Origin of the sequence: Turneriella parva DSM 21527 (assembly GCF_000266885.1) — a bacterium.
GTDB classification, from domain to species: domain Bacteria; phylum Spirochaetota; class Leptospiria; order Turneriellales; family Turneriellaceae; genus Turneriella; species Turneriella parva.
The window spans coordinates 1501457-1518981 of sequence record NC_018020.1 but is presented as its reverse complement, the minus strand read 5'-3'; the positions used below and the strand labels follow the sequence as shown (position 1 = coordinate 1518981).

Genomic DNA, 17525 nt, shown 5'->3' with positions numbered 1-17525 from the left:
GATCGAGCCTTGGCGACATATTGGTATCCTTTGGTTCGAACCGTGCAGAGGCCCGTCAACCGAAAACCGCCGCCGGACACATCATCCGGCCCCTTCTATTGAAAAGAGAAGGGGTGCACGAAAATCCCCTCTCCCGCGTGGGCGACCGCAAGGTCTCCGCCTTCGGAGAGGGGTCGGGGGTGAGGTTGGGCGTCGTGGTGATCGCGCGGCTGGGGCATCACAAATCATTTCTCTCCAACGAATCCAGAAACCCGCCGAATACATAGCCTTCCCCCTCCCGGCCTCCCCCGCATGCGGGGGAGGTGCCGCAGGCGGAGGGGGACACGCGCACCTTCACCCAAGGGGCGGTCTCGAATTCGTGCGTTTCGATCTTGTGCGTGTCTTCGATGACTTGCAGCTCGGTGCCTTTTTGAAGCGTGCCGAGTGACTTGCCCTTCGTGCTGGGTTTGTCGCGCAAGATGACGTTGGTGGCGTGCACCTTGTATTTGCCGGGTGGCATGAAGGGTTTGAATTCGCCGCAGCCTTGAAGGCATTTGTGGGGGTGCTGTTTGCGGCTCTTCACAGAGCCGTCGAGGTTGTATTCGATTTCTTCGCCGCACAGTGTCGAATCATCAACACAAGTCGGGCATGTTGCCTTCTGTGGCAACACAACCCAACATTTTGCTATTTGGCTGAATCTGTTCTTATTAAACTGCCTAAAAGTTGTTTCTTTGCCGTAGATGTGAAAATTAAAATCTGCCTTGCGCTTCGATTGCCATTTGACGGTTATAGAGCCATTTATCGGGTCATAGCTCACACCCTTTCGAATATCTCCATGCTCAACACTAAGCACGGTACGAATTCCCTTTTGATTCCAGAATTGTGTTATCTTAAGCAAACCGCTTATTTCTTCTTTTGACCAATTGCCGGTATGCTTACCATGAATGTCTTCTGGTGTTGCATCGCGCGGTACATTTTGTGGCCTTGATAGCCGTTCTTGAGCCAGCAAGAGGCTACCCGCGAACAAGCATAGCCCACAGCCTAAAATTAATTGGTTCTTAATGAAAGCTAATATGTTCATGGGTTAAATGCTCATTCATCAGACTGTATTTGGTTGTTCTGGCTTGCCTTCTGATAAAGTCATCTATGGCCTCAGGTGTCGCCCCGTTGCTTTGCATAGTTTGAACTTGCTGCGCGAAAGAATTTGCCTTGAGTGCGGCGATCTGTGGCGCCGATGGGTATGGGTTATTTTCCCTTCTTGGCCTCACATAACGGGTATTTGCCAGAGCATTATCGACCCATTCACTACCAGGGTACGATTCACCGTGCATTCTTAAGCTCGTATATATATCTACAGCACCGCTAACATGATTTTTCACCGCGTTGTTGAAAGTTTGCATGGCTTCTCGCATTGATCTGCTTTCAAAACCTGTGTGAGAGAAGTTTATGTTCCCCAAAGTTGTCGAAGACAGGGAAGTTAAATCCATGCCTTTACCTCGCGCATGGGACAAAGAGCCGTTATGATTCCCATAATTTAATGCAAATACACCGTATTCGGTCACGCCCTGCTGCAGACCAACTTGGGTCATATTTAGCCATAGCTCGCCACTTGTGCCCTTCCATTGCTTGTCAAATTCGCCGCCTTGACGCGGGCCATATTGACCAGGGTCTAATGCAAAATCTTCAAAGACAAGTCCATTACCAACAGGATCAGTTGGCCCAAAATTGTATCGTACTCCGCTTACCACCGTGCCTCTTGATGTGATGATGCCTTGCCTATTGCGTGTTTCGCTATAGTTCACCACAGCGGCTCCCTTTGCGCTATTCGCATTGAGCGTCCATGCCTTCTCTTGCCCGTTGGCTGTCCAAAGCTTGTTCGTGATTTTACCAGCATTGTCTTTAACCGATTGAATTACTGACCCATCTTTCATAATCATCATTTTCGTGCCGTTGGGGCCTTCAAACACCGCTATGTTCTGCGGTAGATCGACGCCATTCGCTTTGTCGACAAATTGAACGCGCTTGTATTCATTGCCATCTTTGTCGGTGAAGGTGTCTAATTTGTTGATGAGTGTCATCTCATTCTTCGTTAGGGTCTCGCGCGATGAAGTGTTTCGAATTTGCACTTTGCCGCCACGGTGTTCAAAAATTGAATACTCGGTGTCGTGAGTTCTGCCAAGCAAGGCGCTCATGATGCCAGCTTTCTGCGCCGCAGGTATCGTCAGAGTCTGGCCGCCTGAAACGACTGGAAAAGGCTGCAAGGCCATGCCACCGAATGAATTCTTTAGGCTCACGTCTAACGACGTACCGAGCCGGCCGCCAGTGAGCTGACTCATCAATGCGCTCGGCAGACTAGCCAACATTTCAGGCATTCTGATGATTTTATCCAAAGTGTAGTCGAGGCCATCGACGAGCTTGTTGAAGCCCCAATTTGCCGCATCTTTTGCGCCACTCCAAGCACCCGCAGCCAGCGACCCCAAGCCACTGCCCACCGCAGCACCCGCGCCGCCGATTGCCTGGCCTGCGTCTAAGAGACCACCGAGGAAATCAAACTCCCTCTCTCTGCGACCGGTCATGATTGCCCCGCCGCCGATGAGTTCGCGTACCGGTTGGCCGTTGTTCGCGGGTGTCGCAGGTGTTGCTGGCGCGCCTTGCGTATTCACGTGCTGCGCCAGACGGTCGCCGAGGTAGGTGCCGATTGCGCTGCCGAGGCCCTGCGGCATGTAGGCGTTGACGGCGTTGCGGTCGCCCAAGAGCGATGCAGTCAGCACATTCGCCGCGCGGCCGACCTGTTGTCCCATGAGCGAAGTGTTTGAATCGAGAACTTTCAAATCAGCCTCGGTTGCCTTGCCGCCCAACCGCGTTAAGCCGTCATTATACATTTCAGTTGCCACGTAAGTACCCCTAAGGGGCTGCGCGGCAGGTCGCCATATTCGAATTTTTGGAGCTACTGCAAAACGACGAAATTCGGGAAAAGCGGGCCCCAGCCCGTTCATAGAGCGATTTGCGCTTCGAAAATCGCGGAACTTTTCCTGAAATTCGTCGTTTTGCGACCTGCCGTGCAGCCCCGCAACCGTCGACGCCATGTTCGCCGCGAATGAAATCCCCGCTTTGCCCCAGTCGTACGCACCAGCGCTGCCGTCGTCGTTAAACCGAAAGCCACTGCCCAGCGCGTTGAACGTCGTGCTCACGATGCCTTTGCCAAGACTCGTGTTCGAAAAGCCGCCCCCGATACCCGCGCCCGCCGCGCCAAAACCAGTCGAAACCAGTGTCGAATACAGCGCACCCTTATTCGGGGCTTTATAAGAAATCGAACCATCTTCGCCCATTTGAAAACCAGAACCCGCGGGCGTTACCCCGCACCATGTGCGGGGTCGGGTCTCTTCGGGCTGCGCTTCGCTTCGGCCCACGCGCGCGTGGGCTAAACCCTTCGAGCCCCTAACGCGTTGTGCTGGGGGTTGAGATTGTGATGCATATGTTTTCATGATTCATGAATGCTTTGGGGCGCCGAACTCATCCCCCGGCCCCTTCTCTTGAAAAGAGAAGGGGTGTACGAAACTCCCCTCTCCCTGCGGGCGACCGCAAGGTCTCCGCCTTCGGAGAGGGGTCGGGGGTGAGGGTTGTGCCACGGTGGCGACCGCACGGCGGCGTGGCTCACTTCACAACCCCGCTCGCGACATCTGCCTTGAGTTTTTTTAACCAGATACATTTTTGCGTTTCAACGGGCCCGAAGTAATCTGAACCTTTGACCCATGATGTCTCATAGATGTCGTGAAACATACCATCACAGACGGCGCCGGGCCAGAATTCGGCCGGATCACCTATCATGTCATGATATTTGCCCGCATGGTCTTTGCTATCGCCATCATTGTGTCGGTGGCGTGTGGTGTGCAGCAGCAAGACATCGTTCCGGTCGAAGAAAAAGGCAACTGTTAGGCTTTCTTTCCAGGTTGTTTCAATAATGCCCCCAAAGTCCTTACGGTTCGCACTGTAAGAGTTGTATGTGATCATACGATAAACTGAGTACTCTTTCTTTTTATAAAATTTCGGAAGCAAGGCTTTCTTGTACGTACGGCGCAAATGCTCTCTTAAGCCGAAAAGGCGGTGTACATCGGTCAAAGTCGATTTCCCTATCTTGAGCTCAGCCAAGCGCTCGATTGGCAGCGATTCAATGCTGTCGCCATTGATATGGTTTTCTGGAATCCCCGGCTCAGCACAGAAAATCGATGGTGAAAGCCATAAAACTAATAAAGCCAAGAGGCTGATAGAATTGCTTTGCATACTAAAAGCGGCCACCTTTTTGTGAAAGATACCAAGACAATGCGTCTCGATAGTTTTCCGTAAAGCCGTGAAATGTACCACCACCATATTTTGAAGATGAGGCACTGCCCCCCCAATGCACCTTAGGCAGCGAAAGCGACGGATAGGTTACCTGTTCATAGCGTTCGTAATTATTCACGGAATTATCAGCCTCTTTGCGATCAAATATGCCCGCAACTTTGTCACCTGCAACAAGATCATGAACATTTCGGAAATCTATCATTTTTTCCACATATTGATTGGGTGTGACAGTGTGTGCGCTACCGAACACGAGTAGTTGAACGTCGATTTTTTTCTGGTTCGCCTGGATTGCGTTCGTAAGAATCTGCCCACCTTGACTGTGACCGATAAGGATGTCTCCTTGTTTGAAAATGTTTTCGCGCAACAGGAATGCCACAGTTTTCTGAGCTTGTTCACTACTTTTCAGGTACTTGGTTCCATCTTCTGAATAACCGCCAGTGTCGTTAAATATCATCAAACTCGAACCTTTGAATTGACCATCGTGACGCGCAACCTCGTTTGCGCGCTCCATCATGTCGATGGCGCCCATGATTGTGTTCTGCATGCCGTTCTGTGTCACGAGCAACGCGCCCCGCTGCTTGGGGGTTAGGCCTTTTATGAAATCCGCAATTTGTTTTGGTTGATTCAGTGCAATGTATTTGCCATCTTGCCCTCTGTAAATCGCACCACCGTCGTCGACGTAGCTATCGTTGCTGATTTCATTCACATAGGCCCCGTTTCGTCTAAGGCTCGCCGTAGACCCGCCGGCATCTAAGACATCATATCTCTCAAATATCGTGTTAGTGGCCTGTTCATTTTGAAGAACTTGAGGCAGCAGCATTTCTAAGCCAGCGGCACTTGATGAGAGCTTACTCAGTTTGCTCATGTTCGTACCAGGCACCAGCATAAGGCGGTTACCTTCATTACTTAATACAATTGAATACCGTTTCAGTGCTTTGATTGTCGCAATTTGATCTTGCGATAAGCCGGCATAAGGATTGCCATCACCAGCGGTCAGCATACCGGAATTTCCTAAGGTCCCAAGCATACCTGATACTTTCGCATAAAATTCATCATCTGTCCGAAAGCCTCGACTATTGACCAGATTGCTGAACCTCTCTCCGACTTGCTCCTTGAAAAAACTTCCCATAGCGCCCGCCGCACTCGCAATACCACTGCCAATTGCGCCAAAAAGATCTGCCATCGGGTCGCTGATCTTCTTGGTGCCCGATTTGGGGTCTGCTTGTTCATCGGCCAGCTCTTGTTCACGCCGTGCCGTCAAGATTGCAGAGCCGGCCAAAAGTTCGCGTAGGGGTTCGCCGGTGCCTTTGCCGCCGTTCGCGCGGTGGCCCAGAATGTCGCCGATATTCGTGCCGATGGTGTTGAAGAGACCCTGAACGCGGTACGCGTTGACAGCGTTCTCGTCACCCAAAAGTGAACCGGTAACGACATTCGCCGCACGACCGATCTGGTTAGAGAGAACCTCATTAACTTCATCATTGATGCCAGCACGATTCAACGCACCTGTGGCATAATAACTCGCTGTTACTGATGCAATATTCGAGGCAAAAGACGTGCCGGTTTTTTTCCAGTCATACGCCTTCGACGAACCATCGTCATTGAACTGAAACCCCGCACCGAGGGCGTTGGCGGTGGTTGAAACAACACCCGAAGTCAGAGAGCCCCAGCCAGCACCCGCATTGATACCCGCACCCGCAGCGCCAAAACCAGTCGAAACCAGAGTCGAATACAACGCACCCTTACTCGGCGATTTATACGCAATCGAACCATCTTCACTCATCTGAAAACCAGACCCCGCATAAGACACTGCATTCTGTGCCATGACCTTGGTCATGGCATTGGCGACTTTAGTTAGCTTACCCGCGTCGGCAAGATAATCGATTCGCCCCAAGAACGCGCCCAAACCTGAAATCCCCATTTGCAGAATGCCCATCTGCAACTGACCCCACGCCTGATCGGCGCGGTTCGAAGAAAACGAACTGCCGACCTGAATCGTCGTCGTCTGCGCGGCCGCCAGAAGCCCAATCACCGCCGGCGCTGCTGCGCCGCCCGTAACGATCGACGCAATCACACCCGTCGCCGCCACAATAGCCCCATTCGTCACCGCAGCCGCAGTTTGCCAGTCAGCGCGCGCTTTCGCGAGCTCAGTTGGGCGTTCCCCTTGCCACGGGTTGTGGTTCGACAGGCTCACCAACCACCCCGTGGCAAGGGTCGGGCTGCTACGGGCTCCGCTATCGCTCCGGTCGCATCCGCGACCAAGCCCTGCGCATCCCTAACGCGTTGTGCTGGGTGTTGCGTCACACTCACAAATCATCTCTCGCCAACGCACCCAGCAACCCGCCGATCACATAGCCCACCTTGCCGTCGTATTTTGTCTGAGTCAAGGGTGCATTTTCAAAATCGTTTCTTGTCGACATGAAAACTATTTTGCACGAGACAGGTCGGCATGGTATTGCGGTTCGGAGTCAATTTGCATTTTTATTGCTGATCCGGCAGAGTGGCTTGCAATTCCGCGATGCACCCTACATTGGCCTTGGCAACATTATCTGCAACCGAAAGTACTTCAAGACGCCCGACTAAGTGCAGCTCACTCCCTTTGCTGACGTTATGCGGTATATACTCGAAGATATACTCAAAATTTGGACCTCTCGTCTCAAACTCTCTACTAAAGACTTCCTTAGCGCGATCGCCGATATAGGGTTTGTATTGATTATCAACTACGGTAAAATCATAAAAATGAAGTCGGAATTTCTTGATTTGCGCATCACTTCTGCTCTTAATTTCCGTACGAATACGAATTGCCTTACCATAAGCACCGCCTTTAAAATCATAATAGCTAAGGCCATTTTTGGTATTTGGCTCAAAAAGCATTGAAGGTGATTTCTTTACATTAAAGCACCAGCCGCCATAAAACCCTGTATAGTATTGATCACCTTTGACATATTTGGGTTTTGCGCCTGGCAATGCTGTTGTTGAATAAATCTCAGATGCTTTACTCTTCCAATCGTTTTCGATAACCTGACGCCAATTCTGCTTAGCGTGTATATAGGGCGTTAAGAGCAGAATAACGACAAAATACATGGCTGCTTTCATTTTTTTTGCTCCAACCAGTAAGCTTTTCTTTTTGTTAAATCATGTTGACCATACTCATACAGTTCCATTGTACCTTGCATACCGCTATGCCCCCATTTGGCATTCTCAAACTTTCCGAAAGGATCGTTAACAATCCAGCCTTTGTCATTGTACCCAACTATTTCAATGATGTGTTTGGCATCTCCATTCTTATGGCCGGGGCGCCTAAATAGACCGGAGACCCCTACGACTGTACCTGAATCTATTTTGGCCTTAATGATCGACGTTAAATCATTGTCGTTCTGCTTGTTCGGTATAGCAAATTTGACGTTATAATTGAAATTTGGATCAATTGCCATTTTCATCGCAGCAACCACATCCCCGGACGGCTTTTTGCCGGGAAATTTTGGATTGTTTGGCAGCTCTTTCTTGAAGTACTGATACAACTCATCCTCAAGCTGGTTGTTAATACTGCTACTGGTCGCTCGCTTCTCAGCAAGTAGGGCTGCGCCAATTGTCAGGTTACAGGTATTTTTCCAGTCTACTCTAATCTCTTTTTGAACCATTTTTCCTGTTTGCAGTGACCCCCGAAAACCGGACAGCTTAACCTGCTGCCATTAGGTTCCTGTATTCAACCGGCGAACGCATCTTCAAGCCTTTATGGGGCGCATGATGGTTGTAGTCATGCATCCAGTCTGAAATCTGCGGCATTACTTTCCACGCGGATTCAAGGCGATTTATGTAAACGTAATCGCGCTTGAATGTTTTCACAAATGCTTCGGCCATACCGTTGCTTTCAGGGCTATAGGCAGGCGTCGTGCAGACTTGAAAGCCGATGGAAGATGCAAAATGAACCGTTTCACGGCTCGTGAATTGTGGGCCATTATCACTGAGCAGTTGAATGGTGTGTGGGCATTCAGCCTTGCCAAAGCGCTCTTCGACTGCACCGAGCAGCATGTCGCGAATGTTCAGACCGTCGATGCCGACGGTGCTGCTAAAGTGATTGATGACTTGCCGATCGTGGCAATCCAGAACAAACGCCACCCAGACGTGAGTGCCATCCCAGGTAAGCACGCCAAATATATCCATGCACCAGCGCACGTCACTTTTCGCCGTGATGATTCTGCCATCATGCACAAGGGTGCGACGGCTTGCAACTTTTTGCAGCAGCAACTGGTGCACCTTCATCAATCGGTAGACGCGCTTCTTATTCACGCGTGAAAAGCCTTGTTTTTCAAGGGTTTTGTTGAGCATTGCTGTCACGCGTCTATACCCGTAAGTCGGTCTTTCATCACAGATGCGTCGGATTTCCGGCAGTACTCGTTCATCTACCGTCTGGTCGGTTTTATTTCCGCGTCGTGAGGATTTCAAGCTTTCATAGAGGTTGGATCGAGATACGCGCAATACATCCGCTACCTGATTCACTCGAAACCCTCGATGCCGCGCAATGGCTTGTGCGAGATCAGTTTTTTTTCGCGTCCAATACGCACGGCTTCCTTGAGGATTTCAACTTCTTCCGTCTTACGACCCAAAATGCTCTCCAGCCGACGGATGCGCTCTTGGAGCTGCCTGACCTGCGATACGGGCAATACTTCCTCTTCGCTGCCAACAGCCGTCAGAGCGCCAGCCTCTTTCAGCTTTTTCCATTTGAAAATCTGCGTCGCTGCGATTCCATGTTTTCGGGCCACATACGACATGCTCATACCGGGCTGTTCGGCCTCTACCAGAATCTCCAGTTTCTCCGCGACCGACCATCTGCGCCGCCGCTGGACGGTTGTGACTAACTCTACCTTAGCCTTAGTACTATCATTATTCATATCACTACTCCTATGTCTTAGGAGCAGGATAAGGTGTCCGGTGATTTAGGGGGTCGCTACACTGTTCTTTTATCTTTAACCATCTTATAGCCCAATAAATCATCTGTCGCGTTATCGCGCTGATCAACTCTAGGTGCGCCCTTAACGATGCGACCAACGATTTTACCTTCATTATTTTTTAGGTAGAAGAATTGATCGTCTTCCATCTCAGGCACCATATTTTTGCCATATTTTGCTCTGGCTACTGACTCTGTGCGCGCAATTTCGTTGAGCAGCGCATTCTCGGTGTCAGAGCTAAACATATGCTTGAAGCGAATCCATGCGCGAGTTACACCGTAATTTCCGCGAGGTACGCCTTTACCTGCAACAAGCGTATCCTCTTCATCCTGATCGAGCAACGAAGTTAATCTTTCGGGCGCTAATCTACTGATTAGTTCATCCAATTCAGGCTTGGCGACTTTGCCAGCACGTTTCGCAGCAACCAAAGTTTCAATCTCATCTTCGGCCATACCGACGCTGATCGCGGCATCTCGCGTCATCGCACCTTTTGGTAGCTGTGCCACAATAGCAGCAAGGTTTGATGCGGCAGCTTGCACTGCCTTTGCATCAACCTGGGCATTAGTTGAAAAACTACCGGCGCTGCCGAAGAGATTCGCAAATCTCTCACCAATTTGTTCTTTGAAGAAGCTCCCCACCGCGCTCGCGCCACTCTTGATACCCGACCAAACGCTCGACGCCCCACTCGCAATGCCACTGCCGATTGCGCCGAAAAGATCTGCCATCGGGTCGCTGATCTTCTTTGCTCCCGATTTGGGGTCTGTTGCCTCATCAGCCAACTCTTGTTCACGCCGTGCGGTCAAGATTGTGCCACCGCCAAGAAGTTCGCGCATCGGTTCGTTAGAACTCTTGCCGCCATTGGCTCGATCGCCGAGGTAATCGCCCAGGTTAGAGCCGATCATGTTGAAGAGGCCTTCAGGCCTGTAGGCATTGACAGCGTTTTGGTCGCCTAAGAGCGAAGCGGTCACAACGTTTGCCGCGCGACCGATCTGGCTGGCGAAAAGGCTATTCATGCCGCCCTCTTGTGCCGCAAAGCTTGTGGTCGTCGATGCCAGGTTGGCAGCGAAGCTGGTGCCGGTTTTTTTCCAGTCAAACGCTTTTGACGAACCATCGTCGTCGAACTGAAATCCCGAACCGATGGCGTTGGCAGTCGTCGACACAAAGCCAGACGTCATAGACCCCCAGCCAGCACCGGCGTTGATGCCCGAGCCTGCAGCGGAAAATGCCCCAGAGACAAGCGCGCTGAATCCTGCGCCACGTGAAGGTCCTTTGTAGCCGATCGAACCATCGTCATCCATTTGAAATCCAGAGCCGGCGTAAGCGACCGAGCTTTGCAATACCGATTGTGTGACAGAGGTGCCTATTTTCATGGTCGTCGATGATGCCTCGGTAATCTTACCGAACATCTGCCAGTTACCCAAGAAGCTACCTAGCGTGCTAACTCCCATCTGTATAAGCCCCATACCGATCTGGCCCATCGCCTGGTCGGCCCTGTTTGAAGAGACCGAGGTGCCGACCTGTATGGTGGTCGTCTGCAGCGATGCGAGCAGGCTTATTGCGAGTGCCGCGCCGGCTCCCCCGGTTGCAATTGTTGCAACAGCACCGGCCGCCGCGACAATAGCTCCATTCGTCACCGCAGCCGCAGTCTGCCAGTCAGCCCGCGCCTTCGCCAGCTTCGACTCTTCTTCTTGCAGCCCGCGCCACGCGAGCTTGTGGTTCTTGCCGCCGTTCTCCCAGCCGCCCTGTTCGCCCGAACCTTCAGAAATCAAATCACCGCCATAACCCTTCCACAGCGCGCGCTCACCCGAATATTCCTGATAATAACCTTTCTTGCCCCTCTGACCGCCCGCCAGCTTAAACGCCTGCTCAAGCGCCATCGTCTGCACCTCGAAGAACAGCTTCACATCGATGTCAGACTTCTTCTCTAACAGCTCAACAACCTTCTGCCCATCGGTCAGCGTATCCATATCAAGCCCCGCCTCAGTCATCGCACGGTTCATGATGCCCTCAATATCGGCGTAGCGATACGCCATAAAGTCAAAGGTTGACAATGGGGATTTTTCAAGTACTGGCTGCTGCACACCCCGACAGACCACGGCGTCAATTCTTACCAGCCACTAAGCTTGCGTAAAGCAAATTCTGCCGTCACAAACTCCTCACCAGTTATGTGGCGGTGTGGCAAGCGCAGCCGCGACTTTTCTTGCGGCCTCCCTCCCAAGCGCGCGCTCCGGCGCGCGGAGCCTGCGAGTGCGGCCGGCGGAGGGGGCACAAACGGGAATCCCCGAATAAATTAAATCCAATTAAAACTCAAACGACAGAGCAAGATACGTCGAGTCGCGCCGGGGCACGATCGACGCCTGCGCATAGCGGATCTTTTCGCGCGAACTGGCCGATTCTTCGCCTTTGCCACGGCTGCCGTTAAAGTCGCGGCGAAAGTTGGCGCCGGTTGTATAGCCGATGATGTGGCCGATCATTGCGCCGGCGACGACGTCAGAAAGCCAGTGCGAATCGTTCTCAATCATCGACACGCCCATCGCCAACGTCACCGGATACCCCACCCAGGCTATCCAGTGTTTGTTGGGATAATATGCATAGAGCGCAGAGACAAAAGTGATGGTCGAAGAGGTGTGCCCCGACGGCCAGAAGAAACGGCCTTCGCCGCGGGAGAAATCCGTATTAAAAAAGCGAAAGTCTGACGAGTCTGTCGTGCGCGTGAAAGTCGATGGCGCATTCGGGTCGCCATCTTTGAGCGGCGCCTGCCTGCCGCTGATAAATTTAAGCGCCATGGTGACGAGGCCCGTCGTCGCGATTGCCTGAATTGTCGCTGAACCTGCCCCAACAAGTTCGTTGTCGCTAGCCTTGAGACCCCAGAGGTACATGCCGGTCGCGGGCAGAATCTGAAAAAACCAACCCAGAAAAAGCCCGGTTCTGCCAAAGTCGCGGCCGATCGGGTCGCGCCAAAAAATGCGCTGGGCTTCGTCATCGGCACCGGTTTTGACGATTGCATACGTTGAGGCGAATGCGCCGAGATGCCAAAGGCTGTTATAACCAGCGTACGAATCGTACAGGTTGCCGAAGACATTATGCCACGGGTGCAGTCGACGACCCGCGTGCTGGGTGTCAGCGGTGTCTGCAGCCGCCAAAGATAGTGAGGAGATCAAAAGCAAGAAGATTGTAAGCCGACGAAGAACTGCTCTCATGGTCATGGTTTAACGCCCACCTTCGACGGCTGGCGTGCAACTTTGGGTGTAAAGAGATTTGGCCGGGCAGGTGTGACAATGGCGTGTGTCGGGTCACCCCAACCGCGCCTGCATCGGCTGCAGAGTACGCTCAAAGGGATTCAAAACAACTGCCAGCTCTTCGAGGGTCACAGCACCCAAGAGAGCCTCATCGTTTTTTTCGCCCAGAATTACCGGCGTGTGGCATGAGCCCTGCGGTATAACAATGAGGCATTCAGAGACAGATCGCTTCATGACGGTGCCATCGGCGAGAATAAAGCTCTGTTCGCGTTTAGGTGTTAGTTTGAGCTTTTTCCAAACTGGCTGGGGCAGCACTGTGTATGTTGCGCCACTATCAACCAGCAACCGCAAGGGCACGCTGACCCTGTTGTGGCTGACTTTGCCCTCGATGAATGTGAGACCCATGATTCGTTTTAGCGTGATCAAATTGCCATGTCGAGTCTTTTCGGACTGGAAAACTTGTAGGGGTAGGTTTAAACCTACCCCTACAAGTTTCCTTACTTTTTCTGGACAGGCACTTTTATGGTGTCTATATTCCAGAAAAAGTAAGGAGCTTTTCTCATGCCAATTCTCTCGATGCCCGCAACCCTGACACACATCTCTTCTAAAGCACAGATTACCGTACCCTCGGCGATGCGGCAGATTGCCGACATGCACGACGGCGACGCTGTGTTATTCGTCGCACACGGCAATGAGCTCGTGCTGCGCAAGTATACGCCCGAAGACGACGCCTGGTATAAATATGCCGAAACAGGTTTCGCCGAATGGGACAACGAAGAAGATGAAGTCTATAATTCGTTATGACGCCTTCGACAAAGGCGATATTGTTCTGTTGCCTTTTCCATTTACCAATCTGAAGACCACCAAGCGCCGCCCTGGATTGGTAATCTCACCCAAGGTTTTCAATAAAGCAGGCGATACCACAATTCTCTTCATGACCTCAAATACGGCTGCGCCCGCCCGCGAGGGTGATGTGCTGGTGCAAAAGTTCAAAGAGGCAGGGCTACCGAAGCCAACACTCGTGCGCATGAAATTTGTCACGATTGCCAACGCGCTGATTCTGAAGAAAATCGGCAAACTGCCGGCCGGCGACATGAAACGGGTGAAAGCGCAGGTAATGCGGTTTTTCGGCATGGCCGATTAATTTCTACCGCATGTCCCTGACCGAAAGCCAAATCGACGCCCTGCACCGGCTTCTCGCGAGCATGCCACCGGCGACACACAGGCGCGCGACGGACTATGCGCGTTCGGGTTATGTTTCGCCAACGAATGTACTGAGCGGCCGGGCGACGGCGAAGGTCTTTGGCAATGAAATTTATGACGTGGCGATTCGGCTAGAGAGCGGCACCTCGACCTGCACCTGCCCGGCTGAAAAACCGTGCAAACACATCGGTGCTTTTGCGATCGTGCTGCTGCGCGAGGCGGCGAGCACGCCAACCACCGAAGTGGCCTCGTTGCCCGACGAAGAGTTTGTGCTCACTGTCAGGTTCATGGAAACGCATACGGTGCTCTTAAATGCGACCTCGCCGACGGGCAAGGTGATACCCGTGACGCGCAATAACTTTCGCTATCTGAAACCCGCACACCGCGAAATCTTGAACCACATCGGTTCGTATGTGGCGCACGTCGCGCAGCGGGGTATGCCCTACCGTGACTTCGGTTATGTGCTGCTCGAGCGCGTCGTTAAAGACAAAGATGTGCTGTTCTATTTCGACCTTGAAGAACAACCCTGCCGGTTTGCGGGTTTGGTAAAACCACAGTCAGAGATTCATGAACTTGAAGACCCGAACGATGAGGCCAACTATGAGAAGTTTGGCTATCGCCGGGTGCGGTTTGAACGCAGCCACACGGCGTTCGACCCGGTGACGGGCGAGCCATTCACGTTCAAATATAACATGTATTACCCTACGGTGAAGCGCGGGGCCGATGGCAGCTATTTCTACGTGATGGCGGTGCCGCACGACATCGCGAGTTCGGTGCGCCCATATTTTCTTGAAAACATAGAGCGCATGCAGGGCAGCCAGGTGCGGCGCAAATGGCAGCACGCGTTTGAAACGATGGCGAAGGCCGGCCCGAAGCTGATGCTGTCGGTTATGGGGGTAGAGAACCCGAAAACAGGCCGCTTGACGCTCGAGGGCAAACTCGAGTTTGCCTATGCGCAGAGCAGCGATCACCTCAAGAGCAACGACGGGGGCAGCGAGGTCGCCGAAGGTGCCAGACCTGTCTATGGCATTTCGGTCAGCCAGCAAAAGACCCATGGCGCGCCGGTCAATGAGATCGTGCAGCACAAAACGGGTGTGCTGATCGCGCGGCGCGGGCGCGAAGAAGCGGCGCTCTTAAAGCAGAAGATTCCGTTTAAGTTCACGAGTCTGGGGCGGGTGCGCGTCGCCAAAAAGAACTACGCCGATTTCATGACGCATGAGATCCCCCTTGCTAAAGAAGCGGGCATTCTCGTGCGCATCAATGATAACATTCTTGGCCTGCTCGTGAAGTCGGCGGTGACCGTCGATGTAAAAGGCGCGTCGGGTATCGACTGGTTCGAAGGGCGAATACAGGTTGCCGGTCTTGAAACGGGCCAGCTTCAAGAGGTAATCAAGGCATACCGCCAAAAAGAAGAACTCGTGAAGCTCAAAAACGGCAACTGGCTTTCGGTGCAGGGCTCGGGCATCGGTGATGTGCTGAAGTCGCTGCAGCGCCTCGGTATCACTGCCGACGCCGAGGGCAACCTCGGCCGCATTAGCTTCGCGCAGCTCGCGAGCCTCGAAGCCGAAAAAGAGGCAGCGCTGCGCACCGAAGCGGGTGCCGGCATGGCGCTCGCCAAAATTCACCAACTGCTCGAGAATTTTGAAACCGCGGCAAAACCTCACAAGTCATTGCTCGCGAAGCTCAGGCATTATCAATTAGAAGGATTTCAATTTCTTCTGCACCTGCACCGCTCAGAAGTCGGCGGCATTCTGGCCGACGACATGGGTCTGGGCAAGACAGTGCAGGCAATTGCAGTGATAAACGCGATTTCGACTGGCGCCGCTGGCGCCAGTCGAAATCGCTTTTTGGTTGTTTGTCCCCTCGCTGCTTTGGGGGTTTGGGAAGGTGAAGTTCAGAAATTCTCGCCCAACCTCTCTGTCTATCGCTGGCATGGGCCTGAGCGGTCTTATAAAGAGGCCCTGGACTCAGATGTGGTAATCACGACCTTCGCGACATTCACGCTCGATGCAGAGAAATTTGCGGGTGTAAACTGGCAGATGGCATTTGTCGACGAAGCGCAGTTTGTGAAGAATTTTCGCAGCAAGGCGGCGCATGCTTTACGCAAAATCAATGCGCGTTCGATTGTCTGCCTCACCGGCACGCCGCTTGAGAACTATCTCGAAGATCTGTGGGCCCTGTTTGATCTGATATTCCCGGGTTATTTGGGCACGGCGCAGAGTTTCAAAGACGCTTATGGGGGCCATCTCGAGCTGAACGACCGCGAAGGGTTAATGAGAAAAATCCGACCGTTTATGCTGAGGCGGCGCAAGGCCGAGGTGCTCACAGAACTGCCGGCAAAAACCGAAATGGTCGTGAAGATACCCATGACGCGCGAGCAGGCAAAGGTATATGAAGCCGCTCGAATTCGGGCGATGGCGAACCTCGGCAAGACCGGGTCGCCGCTTTTTGATCTGTTGAAGCACCTCACGAACCTGCGCCGCATTGCCTGCCACCCATACCTCGAGGCCGAAGCACCCGACCCGTATCAGTCGGGCAAGTTTGAATACCTCGACAGCAAGCTGATTGAGCTTTCGGTCGCCTCAGAGGGAGTTCTCGTTTTTAGCCAGTATACTTCGGTGCTGCGGGTCTTGCAGACGCTGATGAAGAGCCGGGGCATTCTGCCGCTCTATCTCGACGGCAAGACACCTGAAAGAACGCGGCGCACGCTCGTTGAAAAGTTTCAAGCAGGCAGCGCGAAATTCTTTCTGATCAGCCTCAAGGCAGGCGGCACGGCTTTGACGCTCACGCGCGCCGACACGGTGATTCACCTCGACCCCTGGTGGAACCCGGCCGCCGAGAACCAGGCGACCGACCGTGCTCACCGCATTGGCCAGAAGAAGCATGTGATGGTTTATAAGTTGATCAGCGAAGGCAGCGTCGAAGAAAAGGTGCTCGCGCTGCAGGGCCGAAAGCGCGAGCTGTTCAACGAGCTGATCGACGGTGAAGAGGCCAAGTCTAACCGCATCACGCGGGACGACATTGCCGCCCTGCTGGAAAAAGCATAAGCATTCGCACCTCAGGTGCGAACGTTGATGCTCAAGAAATACGTTGACTCGGCAGATGCACGGTCAATATAACGCTATGATGAAAAAAATATTCGTGGTAATGGCGTGCGCCATTGCCCTTACAAATTGCTCGACTTCAAAAATCTCAATCCGCAAAGAGGCGCTGGCGCAGGTCAAGACCATCGCTGTGATGCCGTTCACCTCGACGGTTGCCGACGCCAAAGCAACGCGCGAAAGCACAGAGACCTTTCGCGGCGCGATGGTCGCTTCGGGTTTTAAGGTTGTCGAACGAGAGAAAATCGACAAGATTCTGAAAGAGAAAGAACTGGCGCAGACAGGCCTCATTGAAAACAAAGTTCTCGAAGCCGGCACGTTTCTGGGCGCCGAAGCCACTATGCTGGGCGAAGTGACTGCGCACGAAGTGAAGACAGAGACTCTCGAGCACGAGATGCCTGCAGATGGCCCCGGCAAATATGACGCGACGCTCGACAAAGGCAACGGAGTCTTTCTGAAACGCGGCGACAAATGGTTCAAAAAAGATAAACAAGACACTTACCAGTTTCAGGTGGTCGTGCGCCTGATATCCAATATCGATTCGCAGACAATTCTGACGGTACAGAATGAATACCCTGTGCGCACGTTTACTGCCGACAGTGGTAGCCTTCGCCCCGCCAACCTAGACCAGTTTCGTGCGCAGGTGCTCGTGCAGATGGCGAAAGACATCGAAAAGGCAATTGCTGAAGCACGCAAATAGGCGCGGTTTCCGCTGA

General features: G+C 52.7%; 13 protein-coding genes and 1 pseudogene. 4 read left to right on the top strand and 10 right to left on the bottom strand.

The annotated features are described in order from the left end of the window. Positions 1–217 precede the first annotated feature (217 nt). The 10 genes and pseudogenes from TURPA_RS07405 to TURPA_RS07355 all read right to left on the bottom strand — a co-directional run bounded on the left by TURPA_RS07405 (position 218) and on the right by TURPA_RS07355 (position 12910). Complete coding sequence (locus TURPA_RS07405; RefSeq protein ID WP_014802672.1) at positions 218–1060, bottom strand: SH3 domain-containing protein; 843 nt, start codon at positions 1058–1060, stop codon at positions 218–220. Further along, on the bottom strand, positions 1038–3065 hold the full coding sequence (locus TURPA_RS07400; protein WP_169314409.1) for a hypothetical protein: 2028 nt from the start codon (positions 3063–3065) through the stop codon (positions 1038–1040). Before TURPA_RS07400 ends, TURPA_RS07405 begins: the two co-directional genes overlap by 23 nt. Positions 3066–3633: 568 nt before the next feature. Next, positions 3634–4260: a hypothetical protein gene (locus TURPA_RS07395; RefSeq protein ID WP_014802670.1), complete on the bottom strand. Its 627-nt coding sequence runs from the start codon at positions 4258–4260 to the stop codon at positions 3634–3636. A 1-nt stretch (position 4261) separates the two neighbouring features. After that, positions 4262–6511, bottom strand: a complete 2250-nt coding sequence (locus TURPA_RS07390) for a hypothetical protein (RefSeq protein ID WP_014802669.1) — start codon at positions 6509–6511, stop codon at positions 4262–4264. Between the two features lie 287 nt (positions 6512–6798). Further along, a complete protein-coding gene (locus TURPA_RS07385; RefSeq protein ID WP_014802668.1) occupies positions 6799–7413 on the bottom strand; it encodes a hypothetical protein in 615 nt (204 codons plus the stop codon). After that, a complete protein-coding gene (locus TURPA_RS07380) occupies positions 7410–7958 on the bottom strand; it encodes a hypothetical protein (RefSeq protein WP_014802667.1) in 549 nt (182 codons plus the stop codon). Before TURPA_RS07380 ends, TURPA_RS07385 begins: the two co-directional genes overlap by 4 nt. Beyond that, positions 7934–9209 (bottom strand): annotated as a pseudogene (locus TURPA_RS07375) (IS3 family transposase). Before TURPA_RS07375 ends, TURPA_RS07380 begins: the two are co-directional and overlap by 25 nt. A gap of 56 nt (positions 9210–9265) precedes the next feature. Continuing rightward, positions 9266–11347, bottom strand: coding sequence for a ferritin family protein (locus TURPA_RS07365; RefSeq protein ID WP_157210433.1), 2082 nt, complete (start codon positions 11345–11347; stop codon positions 9266–9268). Between the two features lie 219 nt (positions 11348–11566). Then, entirely contained in the window at positions 11567–12466 is a 900-nt protein-coding gene (locus tag TURPA_RS07360; protein WP_157210432.1) for a phosphatase PAP2 family protein, read from the bottom strand. A 93-nt stretch (positions 12467–12559) separates the two neighbouring features. Then, the gene (locus tag TURPA_RS07355) at positions 12560–12910 is read right to left on the bottom strand and encodes a retroviral-like aspartic protease family protein (protein ID WP_014802664.1); all 351 of its coding nucleotides are present in this window, start codon (positions 12908–12910) and stop codon (positions 12560–12562) included. Between the two features lie 156 nt (positions 12911–13066). Here TURPA_RS07355 and TURPA_RS07350 point away from each other — a divergent pair, with 156 nt between their 5' ends. From TURPA_RS07350 to TURPA_RS07335, 4 genes are all read left to right on the top strand, one after another. Then, positions 13067–13309, top strand: a complete 243-nt coding sequence (locus TURPA_RS07350; RefSeq protein ID WP_014802663.1) for an AbrB/MazE/SpoVT family DNA-binding domain-containing protein — start codon at positions 13067–13069, stop codon at positions 13307–13309. Further along, the gene (locus TURPA_RS07345; protein ID WP_014802662.1) at positions 13287–13649 is read left to right on the top strand and encodes a type II toxin-antitoxin system PemK/MazF family toxin; all 363 of its coding nucleotides are present in this window, start codon (positions 13287–13289) and stop codon (positions 13647–13649) included. Before TURPA_RS07350 ends, TURPA_RS07345 begins: the two co-directional genes overlap by 23 nt. Before the next feature lie 10 nt (positions 13650–13659). Then, entirely contained in the window at positions 13660–16755 is a 3096-nt protein-coding gene (locus TURPA_RS21585; protein WP_014802661.1) for a DEAD/DEAH box helicase, read from the top strand. 76 nt (positions 16756–16831) lie between these two features. Continuing rightward, entirely contained in the window at positions 16832–17509 is a 678-nt protein-coding gene (locus TURPA_RS07335) for a CsgG/HfaB family protein (RefSeq protein WP_014802660.1), read from the top strand. Positions 17510–17525 lie beyond the last annotated feature (16 nt).